Origin of the sequence: Herbaspirillum sp. SJZ106, assembly GCF_006715495.1 — a bacterium.
Classification (GTDB): domain Bacteria; phylum Pseudomonadota; class Gammaproteobacteria; order Burkholderiales; family Burkholderiaceae_D; genus Herbaspirillum.
In genome coordinates, this window is the sequence record NZ_VFNI01000005.1 from 390,877 (window position 1) to 415,868 (window position 24,992).

General features: G+C 64.8%; 24 protein-coding genes. 19 read left to right on the top strand and 5 right to left on the bottom strand.

What is annotated here, in order from left to right:
• Positions 1 to 7: 7 nt before the first annotated feature.
• Together FB598_RS17195 and FB598_RS17200 are read right to left on the bottom strand one after the other, a co-directional pair.
• Positions 8 to 1,426: a sensor histidine kinase gene (locus FB598_RS17195; protein ID WP_141916836.1), complete on the bottom strand. Its 1,419-nt coding sequence runs from the start codon at positions 1,424 to 1,426 to the stop codon at positions 8 to 10.
• The gene (locus tag FB598_RS17200; protein ID WP_141916838.1) at positions 1,426 to 2,124 is read right to left on the bottom strand and encodes a response regulator transcription factor; all 699 of its coding nucleotides are present in this window, start codon (positions 2,122 to 2,124) and stop codon (positions 1,426 to 1,428) included. The genes FB598_RS17195 and FB598_RS17200 overlap by 1 nt, the downstream gene beginning before the upstream one ends.
• Positions 2,125 to 2,290: 166 nt before the next feature.
• Between FB598_RS17200 and FB598_RS17205 the strand changes: the two genes are divergently transcribed.
• The 9 genes from FB598_RS17205 (at position 2,291) to rbsD (ending at position 11,313) form a co-directional block, all read left to right on the top strand.
• Positions 2,291 to 3,082, top strand: coding sequence for an ABC transporter ATP-binding protein (locus FB598_RS17205; RefSeq protein WP_141916841.1), 792 nt, complete (start codon positions 2,291 to 2,293; stop codon positions 3,080 to 3,082).
• Positions 3,083 to 3,120: 38 nt separating this feature from the next.
• Positions 3,121 to 3,993, top strand: coding sequence for an ABC transporter permease (locus FB598_RS17210; protein WP_141916844.1), 873 nt, complete (start codon positions 3,121 to 3,123; stop codon positions 3,991 to 3,993).
• Between the two features lie 55 nt (positions 3,994 to 4,048).
• Complete coding sequence (locus tag FB598_RS17215; protein WP_141916848.1) at positions 4,049 to 5,071, top strand: ABC transporter substrate-binding protein; 1,023 nt, start codon at positions 4,049 to 4,051, stop codon at positions 5,069 to 5,071.
• A gap of 264 nt (positions 5,072 to 5,335) precedes the next feature.
• Positions 5,336 to 6,283: a sugar ABC transporter substrate-binding protein gene (locus tag FB598_RS17220; RefSeq protein ID WP_141916851.1), complete on the top strand. Its 948-nt coding sequence runs from the start codon at positions 5,336 to 5,338 to the stop codon at positions 6,281 to 6,283.
• A gap of 95 nt (positions 6,284 to 6,378) precedes the next feature.
• Complete coding sequence (locus FB598_RS17225) at positions 6,379 to 7,944, top strand: sugar ABC transporter ATP-binding protein (protein ID WP_141916854.1); 1,566 nt, start codon at positions 6,379 to 6,381, stop codon at positions 7,942 to 7,944.
• 49 nt (positions 7,945 to 7,993) lie between these two features.
• Positions 7,994 to 8,965: an ABC transporter permease gene (locus FB598_RS17230; protein WP_141916857.1), complete on the top strand. Its 972-nt coding sequence runs from the start codon at positions 7,994 to 7,996 to the stop codon at positions 8,963 to 8,965.
• Positions 8,966 to 8,987: 22 nt separating this feature from the next.
• Complete coding sequence (locus FB598_RS17235) at positions 8,988 to 9,992, top strand: LacI family DNA-binding transcriptional regulator (protein WP_141916859.1); 1,005 nt, start codon at positions 8,988 to 8,990, stop codon at positions 9,990 to 9,992.
• Between the two features lie 3 nt (positions 9,993 to 9,995).
• Positions 9,996 to 10,895, top strand: coding sequence for a ribokinase (gene rbsK / locus FB598_RS17240; RefSeq protein WP_141916863.1), 900 nt, complete (start codon positions 9,996 to 9,998; stop codon positions 10,893 to 10,895).
• A 25-nt stretch (positions 10,896 to 10,920) separates the two neighbouring features.
• On the top strand, positions 10,921 to 11,313 hold the full coding sequence (gene rbsD, locus FB598_RS17245) for a D-ribose pyranase (RefSeq protein ID WP_141916867.1): 393 nt from the start codon (positions 10,921 to 10,923) through the stop codon (positions 11,311 to 11,313).
• Positions 11,314 to 11,346: 33 nt separating this feature from the next.
• On the opposite strand, the gene prpF is transcribed toward rbsD, so the two are convergent.
• The 3 genes from prpF to FB598_RS17260 form a co-directional block, all read right to left on the bottom strand.
• Positions 11,347 to 12,537, bottom strand: a complete 1,191-nt coding sequence (prpF, locus tag FB598_RS17250; protein ID WP_141916870.1) for a 2-methylaconitate cis-trans isomerase PrpF — start codon at positions 12,535 to 12,537, stop codon at positions 11,347 to 11,349.
• A gap of 138 nt (positions 12,538 to 12,675) precedes the next feature.
• On the bottom strand, positions 12,676 to 15,297 hold the full coding sequence (gene acnD / locus FB598_RS17255) for a Fe/S-dependent 2-methylisocitrate dehydratase AcnD (RefSeq protein ID WP_141916873.1): 2,622 nt from the start codon (positions 15,295 to 15,297) through the stop codon (positions 12,676 to 12,678).
• A 41-nt stretch (positions 15,298 to 15,338) separates the two neighbouring features.
• Entirely contained in the window at positions 15,339 to 16,046 is a 708-nt protein-coding gene (locus FB598_RS17260) for a GntR family transcriptional regulator (RefSeq protein ID WP_141916877.1), read from the bottom strand.
• A 249-nt stretch (positions 16,047 to 16,295) separates the two neighbouring features.
• Here FB598_RS17260 and FB598_RS17265 point away from each other — a divergent pair, with 249 nt between their 5' ends.
• From FB598_RS17265 to FB598_RS17305, 10 genes are all read left to right on the top strand, one after another.
• The gene (locus FB598_RS17265; RefSeq protein ID WP_141916880.1) at positions 16,296 to 17,033 is read left to right on the top strand and encodes an IclR family transcriptional regulator; all 738 of its coding nucleotides are present in this window, start codon (positions 16,296 to 16,298) and stop codon (positions 17,031 to 17,033) included.
• A 154-nt stretch (positions 17,034 to 17,187) separates the two neighbouring features.
• Positions 17,188 to 17,937: a glutamine ABC transporter substrate-binding protein gene (locus FB598_RS17270; RefSeq protein ID WP_141917079.1), complete on the top strand. Its 750-nt coding sequence runs from the start codon at positions 17,188 to 17,190 to the stop codon at positions 17,935 to 17,937.
• Positions 17,938 to 18,087: 150 nt separating this feature from the next.
• The gene (locus FB598_RS17275; RefSeq protein WP_050468880.1) at positions 18,088 to 18,753 is read left to right on the top strand and encodes an amino acid ABC transporter permease; all 666 of its coding nucleotides are present in this window, start codon (positions 18,088 to 18,090) and stop codon (positions 18,751 to 18,753) included.
• Positions 18,753 to 19,526, top strand: a complete 774-nt coding sequence (locus FB598_RS17280; protein ID WP_141916882.1) for an amino acid ABC transporter ATP-binding protein — start codon at positions 18,753 to 18,755, stop codon at positions 19,524 to 19,526. The genes FB598_RS17275 and FB598_RS17280 overlap by 1 nt, the downstream gene beginning before the upstream one ends.
• A complete protein-coding gene (locus tag FB598_RS17285) occupies positions 19,516 to 20,139 on the top strand; it encodes a HutD family protein (RefSeq protein ID WP_141916885.1) in 624 nt (207 codons plus the stop codon). Before FB598_RS17280 ends, FB598_RS17285 begins: the two co-directional genes overlap by 11 nt.
• A 70-nt stretch (positions 20,140 to 20,209) precedes the next feature.
• Complete coding sequence (locus FB598_RS17290; RefSeq protein WP_141916887.1) at positions 20,210 to 21,631, top strand: formimidoylglutamate deiminase; 1,422 nt, start codon at positions 20,210 to 20,212, stop codon at positions 21,629 to 21,631.
• Between the two features lie 20 nt (positions 21,632 to 21,651).
• Positions 21,652 to 22,452, top strand: coding sequence for an N-formylglutamate deformylase (gene hutG, locus FB598_RS17295; RefSeq protein WP_141916888.1), 801 nt, complete (start codon positions 21,652 to 21,654; stop codon positions 22,450 to 22,452).
• A gap of 280 nt (positions 22,453 to 22,732) precedes the next feature.
• Positions 22,733 to 23,884 (top strand): Na+/H+ antiporter NhaA, encoded by a 1,152-nt coding sequence (nhaA, locus tag FB598_RS17300; RefSeq protein ID WP_141917082.1) that lies wholly within the window; start codon positions 22,733 to 22,735, stop codon positions 23,882 to 23,884.
• 511 nt (positions 23,885 to 24,395) lie between these two features.
• Positions 24,396 to 24,521, top strand: a complete 126-nt coding sequence (locus FB598_RS20935) for a hypothetical protein (protein WP_255464056.1) — start codon at positions 24,396 to 24,398, stop codon at positions 24,519 to 24,521.
• 141 nt (positions 24,522 to 24,662) lie between these two features.
• A complete protein-coding gene (locus FB598_RS17305; RefSeq protein ID WP_183405875.1) occupies positions 24,663 to 24,833 on the top strand; it encodes a hypothetical protein in 171 nt (56 codons plus the stop codon).
• The last annotated feature ends 159 nt before the right edge of the window (positions 24,834 to 24,992 follow it).

Consider the following 24,992-nt stretch of genomic DNA (forward strand, 5'->3'; position numbering starts at 1 on the left):
AGTCTGTTCAGGCCGGCTCTTCGGCCGGTGCCTGCCATGCCGGAAAGTCCAGCGCCACCGAAAAATGGCCTTGCGCCGTATGTTCGAAACGCATGCCGCCGGCATGCGCGCGCATCACTTCTTCCACGATCGACAAGCCCAGGCTGGCGCCCATGCGGCCTTCGCCGCGCGGCGAAAAGGGCTTGCGCAGCCGCTCCCAGTCGGCGGCGGGGATGCCGGGGCCGTCATCGATGAAACGCAGTACATAACGCGCTTCATTGCGCACCTCCTCCGTATCGAGCCGCACATGCAGCAGGCCGGGGGAGCCGTATTGCAGCGCATTGTTGAGGATGTTCTTGATGGCCTCGCCCAGGCTGATGGCGTCGCCGCGGATGAAGCAGGGCGCCTCCGGCATGTCCAGCGCCAGGTCGGGCGTGCGTTCGCGGTTGGACAGCACATCGGTCATCTGCGAGCGCACCAGCTCGCCGAGGTCGATGCGCTGCTGCAGGCTGATGTCGCTGCGGTGCTGCACCATCGCGTGGTTGATCAGCTGGTTCACCAGCGCACCCAGGTTGCGGGTGCGCTCGCGCAACTGGTCCAGATGGCGCTGGCGCTTTTCCTCGCTGGCCTCGGTGTCCAGCAATTCCATTTGCGAGACCAGGGCCGTGACCGGCGTGCGCAGCTGGTGGGCGGCGTCGCCGATCACGCGCCGCATGGTGGCGCGGTGTATCGCCAGGCGCTGCATGAAGGCGTTGATGGCCGAAACCAGCGCGTGGGTCTCGGCCGGCACGGTCAGGTTCAGCGGCGAGAGGTCGTTGAGGTCGCGTTCGCGGATGGCGGCCTCGATGCGTTTCAAGGGCGCCAGCGCCTGGTACAGGGTGAACATGGCCGCCACCAGCGTCAGCACGCTCATGGCGATGATCACCATCAGCGCCTTGCTGCCCAGGCTGTGCGCGAACGACATGCGGGCATTGTTGGTCTGCGCCAGCACGATCACCGCCCACGGATGCGGGCCGTCGACCGGCATGCGACGGCCGATGATGGCCATGCGCACCGGCGTGCCGAGGTATTCGCCGTCGCGCAGCAGCGGGCCTTGCTCCAGTTTGTCCCACGGGATATCGGGGCGGAATTCGCCGTCGCCGGCGATCACCCGGCCTTGCGGATCGAGCACGACGTAGATCGCATGATCGCCGGTGCCCAGCATCGACAGCGCGGCCAGCGGCACGTCGATGTTGACGGCGCCGTTCTCGTACCAGGTATTTTCCGCGATCTGCAGCGCGCTGCCGGTAAGGATGCGGTCGTAGGCCTGGTTGGCGGCCAGTTGGGTGGAGATCCAGATGGCGATCAGCAGGGCGGCGGCGCTGACGGTGAGCACCGCGCCCATGCGGGTGACCAGCCGGGTATAGAGCGAGCGTCCGGCGACGACGTGCTGGGTGCGCGGCAGCATCAGTGGAGCGCGCCGTCGTCGGCCGGGGCCTGCGGCGCATGCAGCACCAACTGGTAGCCCAGGCCGCGCAGGGTGCGGATCTCGAAGGCGGCGCCGGCCAGCTTCTTGCGCAGGCGGGCGACGTATTGTTCGACGGTATTGGCGTTGGGGGTATCGTCCAGCGTGAACAGGCGGTCCATCAGTTCGTCCTTGTTGAAGATGCGTCCCGGGCGGGCGGCGATGATCTCCAGCAGCGTCACCTCGCGCCGGGTCAGCTCGATCGGTGCGCCGTCCAGCGTGGCGCTGCGGCTCTTGCGGTCGATGCTGACGTTGGCGCAATGGATCAGATTGGTCGATTCGCCGCCGCTGCGGCGCAGCAGCACGCGGATGCGCGCGTCCAGTTCGCGGAAGTCGAAGGGCTTGATCAGGTAGTCGTCGGCGCCCAGGTCGAGCGCGCGCACGCGCTCCTCGATTTCGGCGCAGGCGGTCAGCATCAGCACCGGCGTTTTCTGGCCGCGCCCGCGCAATTGCTCCAGCAGGGAGAAGCCGTCCTGCTGCGGCAGCATCACATCCAGGATCACCAGGTCGTAGGAGTCGGCCATGCGGCGGCCGGCGGCGGCGCCGTTGCTTTCCCACTCCACGGTATGGCCGATGCGCGCGAGGTGGGAGACGATGGCTTCGGCCACGTCGGAGGTGTCTTCAACTAGCAGGATGCGCATGGGATCTCCGGTCTTGTTGCGATGCCGCATTCGTGGGCGCGGCTTGGGCAGGCTGAATTGTATGCTCGTCAGCGCAAAAAAATCCGGGCGTCAGGATTTAGTCAGATTCGTTACAGCTTCGCGCCCTAGCATCCGTCCCAATCATTAAAACAAACTGGAGACCTGCATGAGCAATCCTGCCCATGGCGCGCCGGCTATCGATCCGTCCCGTCCGCTGCTGGAAATCGACAACGTCACCCTGCAATACAAGACCAGCGATTCGCTGGTGACCGCGACCCAGCAGGTCAGCTTCAACGTCCATCCATCCGACCGCTACATCCTGCTCGGCCCCTCGGGCTGCGGCAAGTCGACGTTGTTGAAGGCCATCGGCGGCTACCTGCAGCCGACCTCGGGCGCGATCCGCCTGAAAGGGCGCGAGGTGCACGAACCCGGCCCGGACCGCATGATGGTATTCCAGGAGTTCGACCAGTTGCTGCCCTGGAAGACCGTGCGCCAGAACGTCGAATTCGCACTCAACGCCAGCGGTCGCCTGCACGGCAAGGAAGCCGCCGAGCGCGCGGCGTACTACATCGGGAAGGTCGGCCTGGCCAAGTTCATCGACAGTTACCCGCACATGCTCTCGGGCGGCATGAAGCAGCGCGTCTCGATCGCGCGCGGCATGGCCATGGAGCCGGACGTGCTGCTAATGGACGAACCGTTCGCCGCGCTGGACGCGCTCACCCGCCGCAAGATGCAGGACGAGCTGTTGCGCCTGTGGGACGACACCCGCTTCACCGTGCTGTTCGTGACGCACTCGATCGAAGAGGCGATCCGCATCGGCACCCGCATCCTGCTGCTCACGCCGCATCCCGGCCAGGTGCGCGCCGAATTGAACAGCATCGATCCGCAACAGATGGGCACCGCGGCCCAGGCCGAGCTCGAAACCCGCATCAACGACATGTTGTTCGCCCATCACTGACCAGCGGTCAATCAACAGGCGACAACCAGGAGACACGCATGAACAACAATACCTTGCCCTTCGTCCGCCCGGAAATCGTGGTGGAACCCAACCGCAACGCCAGCGCTGAAGTGCAGCGCCCATTATCGGCCTTTGAATCGCTCTATCGCCTGGGCTGGCTGCGCAAGACGGCGATCCTGCTGGTGCTGGCGGCGATCTGGGAAATCTACGGCCGCTGGCTGGACAACGCATTGCTGTTTCCCAGCTTTAGCCAGACGCTGGAGGCTTTCCTGCACGGCATCGCCAGCGGCGTGCTGCTGGAGCGCGCCGCGGTGTCGCTGCAGACGCTGCTGGTCGGATACGGCCTGGGCATCCTGCTGGCGGGCTTGCTGACCACGCTGGCCATCAGCTCCCGCATCGGCAACGACTTGCTGGAAACGCTGACCTCCATGTTCAATCCGCTGCCGGCGATCGCCTTGCTGCCGCTGGCGCTGATCTGGTTCGGCCTGGGCACCGGCAGCATCATCTTCGTGCTGGTGCATTCTGTGCTGTGGGCCGTGGCGCTGAATACCCACGGCGGTTTCCGCGCGGTGTCCAACACCCTGCGCATGGTGGGGCAGAACTATGGCCTGCGCCGTTTCTCGCTGGTGAAGTCGATCCTGATCCCGGCCGCCTTCCCGAGCATCCTGACCGGCTTGAAGGTCGGCTGGGCCTTCGCCTGGCGCACGCTGATCGCCGCCGAACTGGTATTTGGCGTGTCTTCCGGAACCGGCGGCCTGGGCTGGTACATTTTTGAAAACCGTAACCAGCTGGAAACCGCCAACGTGTTCTCGGGCCTGTTCTTCGTGATCATCATCGGCCTGGTGGTGGAGAACCTGATCTTCGCCCAGATCGAAAAACGCACCATCCGCCGCTGGGGCATGGCCCACTAAGCGGCCGGCGCAGGCAGCCGCAATACCGATAAACTGACGACCCAAGGAGACAAGAATGAAACGTCGCACTTTTTCAAGCATGATGATCGCCGCCACGCTGGCGCTGTCGGCCGCCGCCGTGACCGGCACCGCCCGCGCCGAAGCGCCCGAGGTGCGCATTTCCCACGGCTACGGCCTGCTGTACCTGCCGCTGATGGTGATCCGCGACCAGGGCCTGGTCGAGAAGCACGCCAAGGCGCTCGGCCTGGGCGACGTCAAGACCAAGTGGGTGCTGCTTGACGGCGGCAACGTGATCAACGACGCTATGCTGGCCGGCAATCTCGACATCGCCGGCACCGGCGCGCCCGGTTTCGTGACGCTGTGGTCCAAGGCGCGCGGCATCCCGCGTTCGGAAGTGGTGGGCCTGGGCGCGTTGTCGACTTCGCCGCTGTGGCTCAACACCAATAACCCCAACGTCAAGTCGCTGAAGGATTTCACGCCCAAGGACAAGATCGCCATCCCCGGCATCAAGACCTCGCTGTCGGCAGTGCTGCTGCAGATGGCCGTGGCCAAGACCTTTGGCAGCGAGAACTACGCCAAGCTCGACCCGCTGACGGTCGGCCTGTCGCACCCGGAGGCGATGGGTTCGCTGCTGTCGGGCAAGACCGAGATCACCGCGCACTTCACCTCGCCGCCATTCTCCTACCAGGAAGCCAAGGACCCGCGCATCAGCCGCGTGCTCAACACCTCCGACGTGCTGGGCCACATCACCATGGACGTGGTGTTTGCGCTGAAGTCTTTCACCGAGAAGAACCCCAAGCTGACGCAAGCCTTCATGGCCGCGCAGGAAGAAGCCAACGCCTATATCGCCAAGAACCGCAAGGGCGCCGCCGAGACCTTCCTGCGCGTATCCAAGATGAAGCTGCCGCAGGAGGAAGTGGAACAGATGCTGGCCGACCCCGGCACCGAGTTCTTGACCACGCCGGTGGACATCATGCAATACGTGCTGTTCATGAGCAAAGCCGGCACCATCAAGACCAAGCCGGCGGTATGGAACGAGATGTTCGTGCCGGCATTCAAGGATCGCAAGGGCAGTTGATTGCGTGAGCGATCTGCCCGCGGGCGCATCAACCAAAAGGCTTCCTGAGGGAAGCCTTTTTTTGTGGGCGATTCGTGCCGGGCGATGCGGAGAAACCGCAGGAACGGCTATACCCCCGGGATGTGGCAGGCAGGAAATGTGCAGGTGCAGCTTGTCCGACGATATTTTTCGGTGCTATCCTCTGTTGCGCGCAAACGTTTGCGCAACCATTAACGGTACTCAACTTCGTTGAAAAGCCGATAACACCAGAATATGGAGACATACATGAAAAACCTGACCCGCCGCCAATTCGCGCTCGCCGCATTGCTCGCCTGCTCGGTGCTGCCCGCCTCCGTCATGGCGCAGACGCCGGCCAAGCCCAAGGTTGCGCTGGTGATGAAATCGCTGGCCAATGAATTCTTCCTGAACATGGAAAACGGCGCGCGCGAACACCAGAAGGCGCACGCCAGCCAGTACGACCTGATCGCCAACGGCATCAAGGACGAGCAGGACACCGCCAACCAGATCAAGATCGTCGAACAGATGATCGTCTCCAAGGTCAACGCGCTGGTGATTGCGCCGGCCGACTCCAAGGCCCTGGTGCCGGTGGTGAAGAAGGCGATCGACGCCGGCATCATCGTGGTCAACATCGACAACAAGCTCGATGACGCGGCGCTCAAGGAGAAGGGCATCAGCGTGCCCTTCGTCGGGCCGGACAACCGCAAGGGCGCCAAGCTGGCCGGCGACTACCTCGGCAAGCAACTGAAGAAGGGCGACAAGGTCGCCATCATCGAGGGCGTCTCGACCACCGTCAACGCGCAGCAGCGCACGCTGGGCTTCCAGGATGCGATGAAGGAAGCCGGCGCCAACGTCGTGACCGTGCAATCGGGCCAGTGGGAAATCGACCAGGGCAACAAGGTGGCCGCTTCCATCCTCAACGCCCATCCTGACATCAAGGCAATCCTGGCCGGCAACGACAACATGGCGCTGGGCGCGGTAGCCGCGATCCGCGCTTCCGGCAAGGCCGGCAAAGTGCTGCTGGTGGGCTACGACAATATCAACGCCATCAAGCCAATGCTCAAGGACGGCCGCGTGCTGGCGACCGTCGACCAGTTCGCCTCGCAGCAGGCTGTGAACGGCATCGAAATCGCCCTGAAGGCCGTGACCGAGAAAAAGTCGCAAAGCAGCCTGGGCGGCATCGTCGAGACCAAGGTTGCGCTGATCACCAAGTAAGCAAGCTTGCCTTGACTTGACCTGCGAAGAGCCGGCGCCCAAGCCCAGGGCTGTGGCGCCGGCTCTTAGCCATGTTCCAACCAGTGTCGCCGCCCATGTCGCCAACCGATTCTCCATCCCAATCTTCTCCCTTGCTGACCCTGTCGGGTATCGGCAAGAGCTACGCCGCGCCGGTGCTGGAAGGCATCGAGCTGCAACTGCGCGCCGGCCAGGTGTTGGCGCTGACCGGCGAAAACGGCGCCGGCAAGAGCACCTTGTCCAAGATCGTGTGCGGCCTGGTCGAGGCCAGCGCCGGCCGGATGTCGCTGGACGGCCAGCCCTACGCGCCAGGCTCGCGCACCGAGGCCGAGGCGCTGGGCATCCGCATGGTGATGCAGGAGCTCAACCTCATCCCCACGCTCAGCATCGCCGAAAACCTGTTCCTGGAAAAGCTGCCGCAGCGTTTCGGCTGGATCGACCGCAAGAAGCTGGCCGCCGCCGCGCAAGTGCAGATGGCAGTGGTCGGCCTGGGCGAGCTCGACCCGTGGACGCCGGTGGGCGAACTGGGCCTGGGCCACCAGCAGATGGTGGAGATCGCGCGCAACCTGATCGGCAGCTGCCGCTGCCTGGTGCTGGACGAACCTACCGCCATGCTGACCAGCCGCGAGGTGGCGCTGCTGTTCTCGCGCATCGAAAAGCTGCGCGCCGAAGGCGTGGCCATCATCTATATTTCGCACCGGCTGGAAGAACTCAAGCGCATCGCCGACCGCATCGTGGTGCTGCGCGACGGCCGCCTGGTATGCGACGAGGACATCACCCGCCACAGCACCGAACAACTGGTGCAGATGATGGCCGGCGAATTGACCAAGGTCGACCTCGATGCCGAACATCGCCGCATCGGCGCGCCGCTGCTCAAGGTGCGCGGGCTGGGCCGCAGCGGCGCCGTGCAGCCGGCCAGCTTCGACCTGCATAGCGGCGAAATTCTCGGCGTGGCCGGCCTGATCGGCTCCGGCCGCACCGAATTGCTGCGGCTGATCTTCGGCGCCGACCGCGCCGACAGCGGCGAAGTCTTCATCGGCGACGCCGCTCGCGCAGCCGACCTGCGCAGTCCCAGGCATGCGGTCAGGGCCGGCATCGCCATGGTCACGGAAGACCGCAAGGGCCAGGGCCTGCTGCTGCCGCAATCGATCAGCGTCAATACTTCGCTGGCCGACCTGGGGCGCGTCAGCCGCGCCGGCGTGCTCGACCATGACGCCGAAGACAGCGCCGCGCGCGATTTCGTGGGCAAGCTGCGCATCCGCTCCAGCCATGTCGGCCAGGCGGCCGGCGAGCTGTCCGGCGGCAACCAGCAGAAAGTCGTGATTGCACGCTGGCTGTACCGCGATTGCCCGGTGATGCTGTTCGACGAGCCCACGCGCGGCATCGACATCGGCGCCAAGGCCGATATCTACAAGCTGTTCGCGGAACTGTCAGGGCAGGGCAAGGGCTTGCTGGTGGTATCCAGCGACCTGCGCGAACTGATGCAGATTTGCGACCGCATCGCCGTCATGAGCGCCGGGCGCATCGTCGAGACCTTCGCCCGCGCCGACTGGTCGCAGGAGCGCATCCTGGCTGCGGCCTTCAGCGGCTACGTGGGCCGGCAGGAAGCCGGCGCCGCCGAGCCGGCCGACAACATTGTCTGAGGCTGCAAGCCAGCTTTTATCCAGCAAAGAACACACAGAGAACCGAAACATGTCGACTTCGTCCAAGCGCCGCCAGACTGCCCTGGCCGGCTTCAAGAACTACACCGGGCTGGTCATCGCGCTGCTGGCGATGTGCGCGATGTTCGCCTTCCAGAGCGAGAACTTCCTGTCCGCCGCCACCTTCATCACGCTGTCCAACGATATCCCGCCGCTGGTGGTGATGGCGGTGGGCATGACCTTCATCCTGATCATCGGCGGCATCGACCTGTCGGTCGGCTCGGTGATGGCGCTGGCGGCCTCGATGCTGTCCATGGCCATGGTGCGCTGGGGTTGGCCGCTGTACGCCGCCGCGTCCCTGGGCGTGGTGGTGGCCGCGGCCTGCGGCACGGTGACCGGGATGATCTCGGTGCACTGGCGTATCCCATCCTTCATCGTCTCGCTGGGCGTGCTGGAAATCGCCCGCGGACTGGCCTACCAGGTCACCAATTCGCGCACCGAATACATCGGCAGCGCGGTCGACGTGGTCAGCTCGCCGATCCTGCTGGGCATGTCGCCGGCCTTCCTGTCGGCCATCGCCATCGTGGTAGCGGCGCACCTGGTGCTGACCCGCACCGTGCTGGGCCGTTACTGGATCGGCATCGGCACCAACCAGGAGGCGGTGCGGCTGTCGGGCGTGAATCCCAATCCCAGCAAGGTGCTGGCCTTCGCCCTGATGGGCGCGTTCGCCGGCATCGCCGCGCTGTTCCAGGTCTCGCGCCTGGAAGCGGCCGACCCCAATGGCGGCGTCGGCATGGAGCTGCAGGTCATCGCGGCGGTGGTGATCGGCGGCACCAGCCTGATGGGGGGGCGCGGTTCCATCATCAGCACTTTCATCGGCGTGCTGATCATCTCGGTGCTGGAGGCGGGGTTGGCGCAGATCGGCGTTTCCGAGCCGATGAAGCGTATCATCACGGGCGCAGTCATCGTCGCAGCGGTGATCCTCGACACCTATCGCCGCCGCGGCGAGCGCAACGGCCGCTAAGCGCCGGGCATCTGAACTTTTTATGGCAACCATCAAGGACGTCGCACGGCTGGCCGGGGTTTCCTTCACCACGGTCTCGCATGTGCTCAACGAGACGCGGCCGGTCAGCCCCGAGGCGCGCCAGCGCGTGCTCAGCGCGGTCGAAGAGCTGGCCTACGTGCCCAGCGCGCTGGCGCGTTCGCTCAAGAGCAAGGTAACCGGCAGTATCGGGCTGATCATCCCCAACAACACCAATCCGTATTTCTCCGAGCTGGCGCGCGGCATCGAGGATTTCTGCTACGGCGCCGGCTACAGCGTCATCCTGTGCAATTCCGATGACGACCCCGACAAGCAGAACGACTACTTGCAGGTGCTGCTGACCAAGCGCTGCGACGGCCTGATCATCGCCACCCTGACACAGACCGATCACGCGCTGCTGGGCCGGCTGAAGATTCCCACCGTGCTGCTGGACCGTGCGCCCAAGGAACTGCAGATCGACCTGGTCAGCACCGACAACGTGCAGGGCGGCCGCTTGGCGGCGCAGCACCTGCTGGCCCTGCGGCGCCCGCGCCTGGCCTGCATTGCCGGGCCGCGCGGGCTGGCGCTGTCGGACGAACGCGTCGGCGGTTTTCGCGACAGCATCGAGCAGCAGGGCGCCCAGCTGGCGCCGGCGGCGGTGCTGCATGCCGACTTCACCAGCATCGGCGGCTATCGCGCGGCGATGCGGCTATTGCAGGCGCAGCCGGCGCCGGACGCCATCTTTTGCTGCAACGACCTGATGGCCATCGGCGTGCTGCGCGCGGCCGGGGAACTCGGCATCGCCGTGCCGGAAGCGCTGTCGGTGGTCGGCTTCGACGATATCGAACTGGCCCAGTTCGTGCATCCGCCGCTGACCACGGTGGCGCAGAACACGCGCCAGCTCGGCAACCTGACCGCGCAATGCCTGCTGGAGCGCATTGCCGATCCGAAACGCCCCATCCGGCGCGAAACGGTCGCGCCGCAATTGCAGATCCGGGGCTCGACGGCCCCGTTTTTGAAGAAAGCTTAGAGCATGATCGTCATCATCGGCAGCATCAATATGGACCTGGTCTTGCGCGTGCCGCGCATGCCCATGCCCGGCGAAACCCTGGCCGGCGGCAAGTTCATGACCATTCCCGGCGGCAAGGGCGCCAACCAGGCCGTGGCCTGCGCGCGCCTGTGCCAGCACGGCACGCCGGTCGCCATGGTCGCCTGCCTGGGCGGCGACGCCTTCGGCCGCCAGATGCGCGCCTCGATTGTCGCCAACGGCATCGACGACCGCTACATCGCCGACATCGCCGACGAAGCCACCGGCATCGCCTCCATCCTGGTCGACGACCGGGCGCAGAACAGCATCGTCCTGGCTGCCGGCGCCAACGGCCGGCTGGATGTGGCCCAGCTGGAACGGGCGCGCGAACTGATCGCCTCGGCCTCCATCGTGCTGCTGCAACTGGAAGTGCCGATGCCGGTCGTCGCGCACGCCGTCGACATGGCGCACGCGCTGGGCAAGACCGTGGTGCTCAATCCCGCGCCGGCGCAAGCCTTGCCGGCGGGGATGCTGGAGAAGATCGACTATCTCATCCTCAACGAGATCGAGGCGGCGATGCTGGCCGAAGAAGAATCCGACGACATCCCCATGCTGGCGGCGAAGCTGCGCGCGCGCGGCGCCCGCAACGTGGTGGTGACTTTGGGGGAGAAGGGCGTATACGGCCACTTCGAGCGGGCCGGCGCGCGCCATCTGGAGGCGCAGAAGGTCAAGGCGGTCGATACCACCGCCGCCGGCGACACCTTCATCGGCGGCTTCATCGCCGCGCTCGATGCCGGCCGCGACGAGTTCACCGCCATCGCCTACGGCCAGGCCGCAGCCGCCATCAGCGTCACCCGCACCGGCGCCCAGACCTCGATCCCGATGCGCGACGAAGTGCGCCTGTAAGTTGCCGTACCGCCAAGGAAAAAGCATGAAGAAAACACCGCTGCTCAACGCCGCCATCTCGCAAGTGATCGCATCCATGGGGCATGGCGACACGCTCGTCATCGGCGATGCCGGCCTGCCGGCGCCGGCAGGCGTGCCGGTGATCGACCTGGCGCTGACGCCGGGCATTCCCGGTTTCATGGACACGCTCAAGACCATCCTGGCCGAACTGCAGGTGGAGCAGCATGTGCTGGCGCAGGAGCTGGCGCAGCGCAGCCCGGCATTGGCCGCGCAGATCGGGGCATTGGGATTGCCGGGGGCGCAGCTGGTGCCGCATGAAGAATTCAAGCAGCGCACGCGCCAGGCGCGCGCCTTCATCCGCACCGGCGAATGCACGCCTTACGCCAACATCATCCTGTCTTCGGGCGTGGTGTTCTGAATCCCGGTCAGCGTACCCGCTGACCGTTTCCGGTCAGAACGCGTCGCCCGGCACCCGCACCCAGCCTTCCATCAGCACCCGCGCGCTGCGGCTCATGATGGCCTTGGTCACGACCCACTGTCCGTTTTCCAGCTTGGCCTCGGCGCCTACCCGCAGCGTGCCGGAGGGGTGGCCGAAGCGCACGTTGTTGCGCTCGCCGCCGCCGGCGGCCAGGTTCACCAGCGTGCCGGGGATCGCCGCAGCGGTGCCGATGGCGACGGCGGCGGTGCCCATCATCGCGTGGTGCAGCTTGCCCATCGACATCGCGCGCACCAATACGTCGGCATCCTTGACGGTCACCGGCTTGCCGCTGGACGAGATGTAATCCCGCGGCTTGGCCACGAATGCCACCTTGGGCGTGTGCTGGCGGGTGGCGGCTTCTTCCACCCTGGTAATTAGACCCATGCGGATGGCGCCGTGCGCGCGGATGGTCTCGAAGCGCGCCAGCGCGGCCGGGTCGCCGTTGATGGCGTCCTGCAGCTCGGCGCCGGTGTAGCCGATGTCTTCGGCGTTGAGGAAGATGGTGGGAATGCCGGCATTGATCATGGTGGCCTGGAAGCTGCCGACGCCGGGCACCTCCAGCGTGTCGACCACGTTCCCGGTCGGGAACATGGCGCCGCCGGCGCCGTCTTCGTCGGCGGCCGGGTCCATGAATTCCAGTTGTACTTCGGCCGCCGGGAAGGTCACGCCGTCCAGTTCGAAGTCGCCGGTTTCCTGCACCTGGCCGTTGGCGATGGGGACGTGGGCGACGATGGTCTTGCCGATGTTGGCCTGCCAGATGCGCACCACGGCGATGCCGTCCTGCGGCACCTTGTCCGCCGCGACCAGACCGGCGGCGATGGCGAACGGGCCGACCGCGGCCGACAGGTTGCCGCAGTTGCCGCTCCAGTCGACGAAGTCCTTGTCGATCGAGACCTGGCCGAACAGGTAGTCGACGTCATGGCCGGGGCGGGCGCTCTTGGAAATGATCACCGTCTTGCTGGTACTGGAAGTGGCGGCGCCCATGCCGTCGATCTGCTTGCCGTAGGGGTCGGGGCTGCCGATCACGCGCTGCAGCAGCTTGTCGCGCGCGCGGCCGGGCACGCGCGCGGCTTCGGGCAGGTCATCCAGCTTGAAGAACACGCCCTTGCTGGTGCCGCCGCGCAGGTAGGTGGCGGGGATGCGGATCTGGGGGACTTGGCTCATGCTTGCATTCCTTTTCTTTTTGCCCGTTCGGGCTGAGTAGCCGCTTTAGCGGCGTATCGAAGCCAGCGCACCGAAGCTGCCCTTCGATACGCGCTGCGCGCTACTCAGGGCGAACGGAGTCACTGCTTCAGAGATCCATCAAACCGACTTGTGGTCGTTTTTGCCGGCATTGGCCGAGGCTTCCAAAAAGTCCTGCGCAAACCGCTGCAGCACGCCGCCGGCTTCGTAAATCGATACTTCCTCGGCGGTATCCAGGCGGCAGGTCACCGGCACTTCGACGCGTTCGCCGTTCTTGCGGCGGATCACCAGCGTCAGGTCGGCGCGCGGGCGGCGTTGGCCGATCACGTCATAGGTCTCGGTGCCGTCGATGGCGTAGGTATTACGGTTCTCGCCGGCCTTGAACTCCAGCGGCAGCACGCCCATGCCGATCAGGTTGGTGCGGTGGATGCGCTCGAAACCTTCGGCCACGATGGCTTCCACGCCGGCCAGGCGCACGCCCTTGGCGGCCCAGTCGCGCGAAGAGCCCTGGCCGTAGTCGGCGCCGGCGATGATGATCAGCGGCTGCTTGCGCTCCATGTAGGCTTCGATGGTTTCCCACATGCGCATGACCTTGCCTTCCGGCTCCAGGCGCGCCAGCGAACCTTGCTGCACGCTGCCGTCCGCCTTCTTCACCATTTCATTGAACAGCTTCGGATTGGCGAAGGTGGCGCGCTGCGCGGTCAGGTGGTCGCCGCGGTGGGTGGCGTAGGAGTTGAAGTCTTCCTCCGGCAAGCCCATCTTGTGCAGGTATTCGCCGGCCGCGCTGTCGAGCAGGATGGCGTTGGACGGCGACAGGTGGTCGGTGGTGATGTTGTCGCCCAGCACCGCCAGCGGCCGCATGCCTTGCAGCGTGCGCTCGCCGGCCAGCGCGCCTTCCCAGTAGGGCGGGCGGCGGATGTAGGTGCTTTGCGGGCGCCAGTCGTACAAGGGGCTGACCTTGGCGCCGCGGTCGACGCGGGCGGCGAACATCGGGGTGTAGACGTTGCGGAATTGCTGCGGCTTGACGGCGGCCTTGACCACTTCGTCGATTTCTTCATCGGAGGGCCAGATGTCTTTGAGGCGGATTTCTTTGCCGTCGGCAGTGGTGCCCAGCACGTCCTGCTCGATGTCGAAGCGGATGGTGCCGGCAATCGCATAGGCCACCACCAGCGGCGGCGAGGCCAGGAAGGCTTGCTTGGCGTAGGGGTGGATGCGGCCATCGAAGTTGCGGTTGCCCGACAGCACGGCGGTGCTGTACAGGTCGCGGTCGATGATTTCCTGCTGGATCTTGGGATCGAGCGCGCCCGACATGCCGTTGCAGGTGGTGCAGGCGAAGGCGACGATGCCGAAGCCCAGTTTTTCCAGGTCGCCGGTCAGGCCGGCTTCGTCCAGGTACAGTTCGACCGCCTTCGATCCCGGCGCCAGCGAACTCTTCACCCACGGCTTGCGCTGCAGGCCCAGGCGGTTGGCGTTGCGCGCCAGCAGGGCGGCGGCGATCACGTTGCGCGGGTTGCTGGTGTTGGTGCAACTGGTGATGGCGGCGATGATGACGGCGCCGTCGGGCATCTTGCCCGGCTCGTTTTCCACCTTGCCGGCGATGCCTTGCGCGGCCAGTTCGGATACCGGCAGGCGCTTGTGCGGATTGCTCGGCCCGGCCAGCGTGCGCACCACGGTCGAGAGGTCGAAGCGCAGCACGCGCTCGTACTCGACATCCTTCAGGCTGTCGGACCACAGCCCGGTTTCCCTGGCATAGGTTTCCACCAGCCTGACCTGCTCATCTTCGCGGCCGGTCAGCTTCAGGTAGTCGATGGTCTGCTGGTCGATCGAGAACATGGCGGCGGTAGCGCCGTATTCCGGTGCCATGTTGGAGATCGTGGCGCGGTCGCCCAGGGTCAGGCTGGAAGCGCCGTCGCCATAGAACTCCAGGTAGGCGCCGACCACCTTCTGCTTGCGCAGGAACTCGGTCAGCGACAGCACGATGTCGGTGGCGGTGATGCCGGGCTGGCGGCGGCCGGTCAGTTCGACGCCGACGATGTCGGGCAGGCGCATCCACGAGGCGCGGCCCAGCATCACGTTCTCGGCTTCCAGGCCGCCCACGCCGATGGCGATCACGCCCAGTGCATCCACGTGCGGGGTGTGGCTGTCGGTGCCGACCAGGGTGTCGGGGAAGGCCACGCCGTCCTTGGTGTAGATCACCGGCGACATTTTTTCCAGGTTGATCTGGTGCATGATGCCGTTGCCGGGCGGGATCACGTCGACGTTTTCAAAGGCCAGCTTGGTCCAGTCGATGAAGTGGAAGCGGTCTTCGTTGCGGCGGTCTTCGATGGCGCGGTTCTTCTCGAAGGCTTGCGGGTCGTCGCCGCCGCATTCCACCGCCAGCGAATGATCCACGATCAGTTGCACCGGCACCACCGGGTTGACCTTGGCCGGGTCGCCGCCCATGTCGGCGATCGCATCGCGCAGGCCGGCCAGGTCGACCAGCGCGGTCTGGCCCAGGATGTCATGGCACACCACGCGCGCCGGGAACCAGGGGAAATCCAGGTCGCGGCGGCGCTCGATCAGTTGGCGCAGCGAGTCGGTCAGCGTGGCCGGGTCGCAGCGGCGCACCAGGTTCTCGGCCAGCACGCGCGAAGTGTAGGGCAGGCCGTCCCAGGCGCCCGGCTGGATGGCGTTGACGGCGGCGCGGGCGTCGAAATAGTCCAGCTTGGTGCCGGGCAGTTGCTTGCGGTATTGAGTGTTCATGGCGGATGGCTCGTGGTTGTCTCGGTAAATGGGTGTCGTTGTCAGGCTTGATCGCGCTGTGCGTTGGCCTGTGCGATCTGGTGCTCGATATTGCGGCGCGAGGCGCCGATGTGCCGGCGCATCAGCAGGTCGGCCAGTTCGCCGTCGCCGTCGGCCAGCGCGTCGAGGATGCGATGGTGTTCGGCGAAGGCGTGGCGCGGACGGTTGGGGGTGGCGGAATACTGGATGCGGTACATGCGCGCCAGCTGGTACAGCTCGCCGCACAGGATGCGCGTGAGGATTGCGTTGCCGCTGGCCTGGATGATCTTGTAATGGAAGTCGTAGTCGCCTTCCTGCTGGTAGTAGCCGCGCCCGGCCTGGAAGGCTTCATCCTTCTCGTGCATGTCCAGCACGCGGCGCAGTTCGTCGAGTTCGGCGCGGCTCATGCGTTCGGCCGCCAGCCGGCAGGCCATGCCTTCCAGCGATTCGCGGATCTGGAACAGTTCGACCAGGCCTTCCAGGGTCAGCGACACCACGCGCGCGCCGACGTGCGGCACGCGCACCAGCAGGTTCTGGCCTTCCAGGCGATGGATCGCCTCGCGCAGAGGGCCGCGGCTGATGCCGTAGGTGCGCGCCAGTTCCGGCTCGGAAATCTTGCTGCCGGGGGCGATGGCGCCCTGGACGATGGCGGTCTGGATTTTCCGGAAGACATGTTCCGAAAGTGTCTCCCCATCTCGTTCCGAACCCGGCAAAGTGATCAACTCGCTCATAGTGTCGACAATGTTGGCTGTTTTATTGATTTAATCATAGCACTTTGCATGAAATGTTTTGCAAGTGTCGACAATTAAATATTTCTATCTTGATTCGGTTAAAAAATAGCATGAGTCAATTCGGATCGCAGGTGAGAAAATTTGCCGCCATTTGAGAAAGCTGAAATAGCTTCTTAAATTTTTAAAGAAAATTTCTCTACCCACGGGAAATTAAATCCAAAACTGAGAATTTAAACTTATATTGCGTCCATGGACTCTCCTCAAACCTCGACCACCGTCGATCGCGTACTTCATGTTCTGGCTGGCGTGGCGCGCGCCGGCAAGCCTGTGAGCGCCAAGCAGATTGCCGCCATGGTGCAGCAGCCGGTCAGCACCGTTTATCGCCACCTGGCGTCGCTCAAGAAGTGGGGCCTGCTGCAGGAACACATGAACTCCGGCACCTTCGAACCCGGTCCGACCGGCGTGCAACTGGCCTGGGGCTTCGACCAGAACTCCAACCTGATCAGCCAAAGCCGGGACGAGATCAGCGCGCTGGTCGCGCGCAGCGGCGAGAGCGTGGGCCTGCTGGTCTATACCAATGGCGAGATGGTTTGCATCGCCATGGAAGAAAGCACCCAGCCGTTGCGCTGCTCCTTCACCAAGGGCCGCGCGCATAAGCTGCACAAAGGCGCATCGGCCAGAAGCCTGCTGGCGTTCATGCCGCGCAAGCTGCAGCAAAAGCTGCTGGCCGACCAGTTGGGCGACAAGCCGGAAGAAGCGGCCGCACTGGAAGCGAAACTTGAAGAGATTCGCCGCCGCGGCTATTCCACCAGCGAGAGCGAGGTCGACCTCGGCGTTTGGGGCGTTTCGGTGCCGATCATGACGTCCAACGGCCGCCTGGAAGGCACGATCACGCTGATGGCGCCGGCATTGCGCGTCGGGGCGCGTGAGCAGGAGCTGATCCGCATGACCGTGGAAGCGGCGCAGCGCATTTGCAATCGTTTTTAAGTTAGGGCCTGTTCGTTAAAGGCCCTGGGGCCTAGGCCGACAGGGAGTCATGCTGAAACGGCATGGGAAGCGGCCCGAGCGTTTTGTTGTTGTCATCCCGCCAGGAAATCATCCTGCACCAGTCCGATCCGTCGTTTTTACTGAGGAACACATGATGAAATTTTCCAAGCTGCTCTGCGCCTGTATGGCCGTCTTCGCCTTGTCCGCCGCCGTCCCTGCGGCCCAGGCCGCCGACAACGTGATCCGCGTCGGCACCGATGCGACCTTCCCGCCGATGGAGTTCGTCAAGGACGGCAAACGCACCGGCTTCGACATCGAACTGATGGAGGCGCTGGCCAAAAACATGGGCAAGAAGATCCAATGGGTGGACATCGACTTCAAGGGCCTGATCCCCGGCCTGATTTCCAACCGCTTCGACATCGCCGCATCGGCCATCTACATGACCGATGAGCGCCGCAAGGTGGTCAACTTCAGCGACCCGTACTATCGCGGCGGCCTGGCTGTGCTGGTGCGCCGCGACGACCAGAGCATCAAGGTGCCGGACGACCTGAACCGCGGCAAGAAGGTATCGGTGCAGGTCGGCACCAAGTCGGTGGCCTACCTCAAGGACAACTTCCCCGGCGTGGAGCGCGTCGAGGTCGAGAAGAACCAGGCCATGTTCGACCTGCTGGCCACCGGCCGCGTCAATGCCGCCGTCACCGGCCGCCCGGCCGCGGTGGAATACGCCCGCACCCAGCCGCTGGTGCGCGTGCTGGACAAGGGCCTGACCACCGAGCTGTACGGTTTCGCCATGCGCAAGAGCGATACCGAACTGGCGCAGCAGTTGAACCGCGCCCTGCAGACCCTGCGCGTGAACGGCACCTATACCGCGTTGACCGACAAGTGGTTCGGCAAGAGCGAGTAATGCCGGCCTGAGCGCCGCGCCGCCATTGCCATCGTGACGGCGAGCGCGGCCGCGGCGGCTTTCTTCTTTTTCAATCGACCTGCACGGCGGCAAGCCGGCGCGGTTGTGCATTCTGCATTTCAATTCGCATTTCAATTTTCCGGAGCCCACATGGATTTCGACTTTTCGCCGGTATGGGAAAGCTGGCATTCGCTTGCCACCGGCACCGCGGTCACGGTGGAAATCACTGCCGCCGCCTTGGTGCTGGGCTGCCTGCTGGGCCTGCTGGTCGGGCTGGGGCGCCTGTCGCCGCAGCGCCGCATCATCTATGGCATCTGCACCGTCTACCTGACCCTGGTGCGCGGCACGCCGCTGCTGGTGCAATTGTTCATCTGGTTCTTCGGCCTGCCGCATTTCGGCATCCTGCTGCCGGCCTATGTATGCGGCATCCTCGGCCTGGGCATCTACAGCGGCGCCTATGTTTCCGAGATCGTGCGAGGTTCGATCCAGTCCATCGAGCGCGGCCAGATGGAGGCAGCCCGCTCGCTCGGCTTGCCGTACAAGATGGCGATGCGCCGCGTGATCCTGCCGCAGGCTTTCGTGCGCATGATCCCGCCGCTGGGCAATGAATTCATCGCGCTGATCAAGAACTCGGCGCTGGTGTCGCTCTTGACCATCGCCGACCTGATGCACGAGGGCGAAAAGATCATCAGCGTGAGCTACCGCTCGCTGGAGGTTTACCTGGTCATCGCCGCGATCTACCTGATCCTCACCAGCGTGACCACCCTGATCCTGCGCCGGATCGAGAAAGTACTGCGTTCGGAAGGGAGAGTGTGATGACGCAAGCCATCGTCGACATCAAGGGCCTGAAGAAATCCTTCGGCGACCATGTGGTGCTCAAGGACATCGACTTCGCCGTGCAGCCCAGCCAGGTGGTGGTGGTGATCGGCCCCAGCGGCTCGGGAAAAAGCACCTTCCTGCGCTGCCTGAACGGCCTGGAAACCGCCGAAGGCGGCACCGTCACGGTGTGCGGACACCCGGTGGTGCAAGCCGGGCGCATGATGCCTGAAGCCCGGCTGGACGAGCTGCGCGCCGAGGTCGGCATGGTGTTCCAGTCGTTCAACCTGTTCCCGCATCTCACCGTGCTGGACAACATCACGCTGGCGCCGACCTGCCTGCGCGGAGCGCCGCGCAAGCAGGCCGAAGAGCAGGGCATGCGCCTGCTGGAGAAGGTGGGCCTGGCGCACAAGGCCAAGGTCTACCCCGGCACGCTCTCCGGCGGCCAGAAGCAGCGCGTGGCGATCGCCCGCGCGCTGGCGATGGAACCCAAGGTGATGCTGTTCGACGAGCCGACCTCCGCGCTCGACCCCGAACTGGTGGGCGAAGTGCTGCAGGTGATGAAGGACCTGGCCGCCGAAGGCATGACCATGCTGATCGTCACCCATGAGATGGGCTTCGCCCGCGAGGTGGCCGATGTGGTGGTGGTGATGGACCATGGCAGCATCGTCGAGGCCGGCGCGCCGGCCGATATCTTTACCGCGCCCAGGGAAGCGCGCACCCGCAGCTTCCTGCAGACCATGCTCGCGCGCGAGGCGGCCCATGGCGGCTGAGGCTTTCCCGAAGGCGCAAGCCGGCGACGCCATCATCGCCAGCGGCAGTCTCGCGCGGATTGCCGCGGTGCCCTGGAAAAACGAAGGCGGGCAGACGCGCGAGCTGTGCGTGGAGCCGCCCGAGGCGGATTTCTCCTCCTTCGCCTGGCGCGCCAGCGTGGCCGATGTCGGGCGCGATGGCGTCTTTTCGACTTTTGCCGGCATCGACCGCACCATCGTATTGCTGGAGGGCGGCGGTTTCACCATGCATGCCGACGGCGCGCAAATACACGACCTGCGCCAATGCTTCGCGCCGTTTTCCTTTGCCGGCGAGGCGGAGGTGTCGGTCAGCCTGCACGGCGCGCCCACCCTGGATTTCAACCTGATGGTGCGGCGCGATCTGGCCAGCGGCGAAGTGGTGGCGCTGAGCGAGCAGAATTCCCGCCGGCTTCCGGCCGATACGGTATTGCTGTATGTCGCGCAAGGCGCGGCCTGTCTTTCCGACGCCTCCGGGATGCTGCTGCAACTGCGCGCGGGCGAATTCGTCAGGCTGCGTGAAGGCGCGCTCCTGCCCGACTTGCTGTGCGCGGCCGGCGCGCTGGCGCTGGCCATCCGTATCCGCCGCAAGACCTGATCCGCTGCCCGTGGCCGCCAGCCGGCGCGCGGTGTCATTCAACCATGCAAAGAACGGGAAAGGTGAGTCCATGCACACTCACACCGAGCAAGACAACAATTCCGCCGATGGCGCGCTGTTCTGCCCGCGCGCATTGCTGCCCGAGGGATGGCGCAGCGACGTGCTGCTGCGCTGGGACGCCGTCGGCAACCTGATCCAGGCCACGCCCGGCAGCGTGTGCGGCGGCGCGGCGCAGGCCGCCGGCCCGGTGATTCCCGGCATGCCCAACCTGCATTCGCATGCCTTCCAGCGCGCCATGGCCGGCCTGACCGAGACCATGGGCAGCCCGACCGATTCCTTCTGGAGCTGGCGCACGCTGATGTACCGCTTCGCCCAGCGGCTGCAGCCGCAACACATGGAAGCGATCGCGCGCCATCTCTACATCGAGATGCTCAAGGCCGGCTACACCTCGGTGTGCGAATTCCATTACCTGCACCACGCCGAAGGCGGCGCCGCCTATGCCGACCCGGCCGAGCTGTCGCTGCGCGTGATGCAGGCGGCGCAGGACGCCGGCATCGGCATGACGCTACTGCCGGTGCTGTACCAGCATGGCGGCTTCGGCGGCATCGCCCCGATGCCGCACCAGGCGCGTTTCATCTCGTCGCCGCAATGGATGCTGGAACTGCGCGAACGCCTGCAGCGCGTATTGCCGGAGAACGGCATGCGCCGCTACGGCGTGGCGCCGCATTCGCTGCGCGCGGTCGCCGCCGACGGCCTGGCCGAACTGGTCGGCGGCGTGCGCGCATCGGCGCATGGGGCCGATGCGCCGATCCACATCCACATCGCCGAGCAGACCAAGGAAGTCGACGACTGCCTGGCCTGGTGCGGCAAGCGTCCGGTACAGTTGTTGCTTTCATTGCAGGAGCTCGATGCCCGCTGGTGCCTGGTGCACGCCACCCACATGGCGGACGACGAGTACCGCGCCGTGGCCCAGAGCGGCGCCGTGGCGGGCCTGTGCCCCACCACCGAAGCCAATCTCGGCGACGGCATTATCGATGCGCCGCGCCTGCTGGCCGACGGCGCCAACTGGGGCATCGGCTCGGACAGCAACATCGCCATCGACCTGCGTTCGGAGCTGCGCCTGCTCGAATATGGGCAGCGCCTGCACCATCGCCGCCGCAACATGCTCGCCTCCCAAGCGCAGCCGGCCGTGGCCGACCGCCTGTTCGCGCAGGCGGTATCCGGCGGCGCGCTCGCTGCCGGGCGGGCTGTGGCCGGACTGGCCGCAGGGCAGCGCGCCGACTTCGCGGTGCTCGATGGCGAGGACGTCAACCTGGCCGGCCGCGGCCCGGAGCAGTTGCTGTCGGCCCTGGTGTTTTGCGAACACCAGGGCAATCCGGTGCGCGACGTCTTCGTCGGCGGCCGCCAGGTGGTAGCCGGGGGACGCCATGCGCTGGAAGAACAGGCGCGCGCCGATTACCGTGCGACCGTGTCGCACTTGCTCAACGATTGAGAAAGATTGAGGATGCAACAATGACCCAGGAAGTATTCAAGCTGCGGCAGGGCACATCGCCCTTGCTGATCTCCATGCCCCACGTCGGCACGCTGCTGCCGGAGGAGTTGCAGCCCGCCTTCAGCGACGTCGGTCTGCAGGTGGACGACACCGACTGGCATATCGAAGACCTGTACGACTTCGCGGGCGAACTGGGCGTATCCGTAATCCGTCCGTTGTATTCGCGCTATGTCATCGACCTGAACCGCCCGGCCGACGGCAAGAGCCTGTATCCGGGGCAGAACACCACCGGCCTGTGCCCGCTGACCACCTTCGACAACGTGCCGCTGTACAAGCCGGGCATGGCGCCGGACGATGACGAAGTCGCGCGCCGCCTGCCGCTGTACTGGCAGCCTTACCACGATGCGCTGCAGGCCGAGCTGGAACGTCTTAAGTCCATCCACGGCTACGCCTTGCTGTGGGATGCGCATTCGATCCGCTCGGTGATCCCGCACCTGTTCGAGGGCGAACTGCCGGTGTTCAACTTCGGTTCGGCCAGCGGCCAGTCCTGCGCTCCCGGCGTGGCCGAAGCCTTGCTCAAGCAGGCGCAGGCATTGGCGCCGCATTATCCGGCGGTGCTCAACGGCCGTTTCAAGGGCGGCTACATCACCCGCAACTATGGCCGGCCTGCCGACAAGGTGCACGCGGTGCAGCTGGAACTGGCGCAGCGCAGCTACATGGAAGAGCAGGCGCCCTATGCGCTGGATGCGGTGCTGTCCGGCAAGCTCAAGCCGGTGCTGCGGGAATTCATCACGAGTTACCTGGCGTTCAAGCCGTCCTGACGGCGGCGCCAATGCAAAAAAGGCCGGCAGCGATGCTGGCCTTTTTTGCATGAACGGAGGGCGTGCGATCAGCGCTTGCCGCGATTGGCGACGATATCCCAATGAATTCGAGCATGACATAGGCGTTAATATGCTCAAGCAGCGCCATGCCGTTGCGCAAGACGGCCGATTTGGAAAATCGCGCCACAGTTGGTACAGTCTGCCCTTGGTTAATGATGAGCTGGCAAGGAGTATCGATTTGAGCAATGCACACCACAGCCGCAGCGGCGGCAAGGCCTTCATGAAGTTTTTCGAGAATGAGGCGGCCGGCGGCATCGTGCTGGCTATCGCCGCCGTGCTGGCGCTGGTCATCAGCAATTCGCCATGGCGCGACCTCTATGGCAATTTCACGCGCATCCAGGGCACGGTCGATATCGGCGGGCTGATCGTACTGTCCAAGCCGCTGCTGTTGTGGGTCAACGACCTGTGGATGGCCGTGTTCTTTTTCCTGGTCGGGCTTGAGATCAAGCGGGAGTTCTTGGAAGGGGAGCTGGCTTCGCGTCGCCAGGCCATCCTGCCTGCGGTGGCGGCCCTGGGCGGCATGGCGGTGCCGGCGGCGATCTATGCCGCGATCAACTGGGGCGATGCGGCGGCATTGCGCGGCTGGGCGATTCCTGCGGCGACCGACATCGCTTTCGCCATCGGCATCGTGATGCTGCTGGGCTCGCGCGTGCCGACCTCGCTCAAGGTATTCCTGACCGCCGTGGCGATTATCGACGACCTCGGCGCCATCGTCGTCATCGCGCTGTTCTATACCGAAAGCCTGTCGCTGAGCATGCTGGTGTCGGCCGGCGTTGGCAGCATCGTGCTGCTGCTGCTCAACCGCGCAGGCGTGCGGCGGGCCGACGTTTATATCGTGGTCGGCCTGGCGATCTGGGTGTGCGTGCTGAAGTCGGGCATTCACGCCACGCTGGCCGGGGTATTGACGGCGCTGGCCATCCCGATGCGGGACAAGAAGGAGCAACCGCTGGCCGGCGCGCTGGAGCACGGCCTGCATCCATGGGTGGCTTTCCTGGTGTTGCCGATGTTCGCCTTCGCCAATGCCGGCGTGTCGCTGCGGGGGATGTCCGTGGACAGCCTGCTCGATCCGGTCCCGCTAGGCATTGCCGCCGGGCTGGTGCTGGGCAAGACCATCGGCGTCTTCGGTGCCAGCTGGCTGATGATACGCAGCGGCCTGGCCAGCGCGCCGGCCGGCGCCAGCACGCGCCAATTCGTGGGCGTTTGCATGCTGTGCGGAATCGGTTTCACCATGAGCCTGTTCATCGGCGGCCTGGCCTTCCAGGGGTTGAGCGCTGATTTTGAAGCGAAGCTCAAGCTTGGGGTGCTTGGCGGTTCGATCCTGGCAGGTTTGCTGGGGACGCTGGTGTTGTGGCGGAAGACTTCGCCGCGCTGAGGCCTCAAGGGGGAAGCGGCGTCCCGGTGCGGAGAAGCTCTGCGGCCGTATCTCCCGATAATCATCTTTTATCGATAATTGTTTATATTTTTTGCGATGCTTTTTAGAATGGCCGTCGCCAAATGGCGACGGCCACCGGGGTTTTCGTATTGCATTGCAAAATGCCATTTGGCCGACGCATCGGCATGCGCCGAATCCGTCGGCTCCCCATCTTCCGAAAGAGAAAAGTCAAACCGGCAAGCGTTGCCGGATGGCTTTTTATTGATGACAGGCGGAAATTGCTGCTGCGCGAAATAAGTGCCGCTTTACTTCGTAAAATGGCAAGAGCAAGATGAACTTAAGTTCAGTCACTGCGCGGGATTGCCCGTGGATAACGGGTGCGGATGGCAGCAGGCCAAGTGCAACAATCCGGTGCATTTCTGAAGGCTGCGGCATAGGCGGGCCTGCATAAGACTGAACAATAAGCTGCGCGAGCTGGGCGCGTCGGCAAAGAATATCCGGTGGAGACAATATGAAAATCATCGACCTTTTGATGAGCTACGGTGCGCAAGCCTTGCTGTGGTATGCCGTGTATGTGCTTATCGCGAGTTGCGCATTCGGCGCGTATGTCTGGCGGCGCAGCGGATTGGGTCATTGACCGTCGTCGGTATTTTCTGATGGACCTGCCCCCGGATGCGTTGCTCCCGGGCTGCGCGCAGGCATTTGCTAGGACGGGTTGACGGCAGGTTGGCGCGCGCGGCGCAAGCTGAAGCGAGCGGGGAGAAGCGCAATGGGGATCATGGATCAAATCTTGTCGTACGGGGTGCTCATACTGAGCTGGTATGCGCTCTATGTCCTGGTGGCCGGTTGCGCGTTCGGCGCCTATTTGGCCTACCGGCTGTGGTGGCGGGAAGAATTCTTCAAGATCAAGGGCGACCATCGCCGTCCCCGGCAGCGAGAAGTCGACTGAAGTCCGCCCGCATGGCGGCATAGCCTTCCTTTCCTTCATTCCTTCCTTTCGTCATTCCCGTACTCATCCCGTAATCAGGCGCCAATCGAATTGCCGCAATGCGTAGCTGCATTGCGGCAATTTCCATTTTTCCTACAGGGAAAAGCGGAGCAGTCCTAT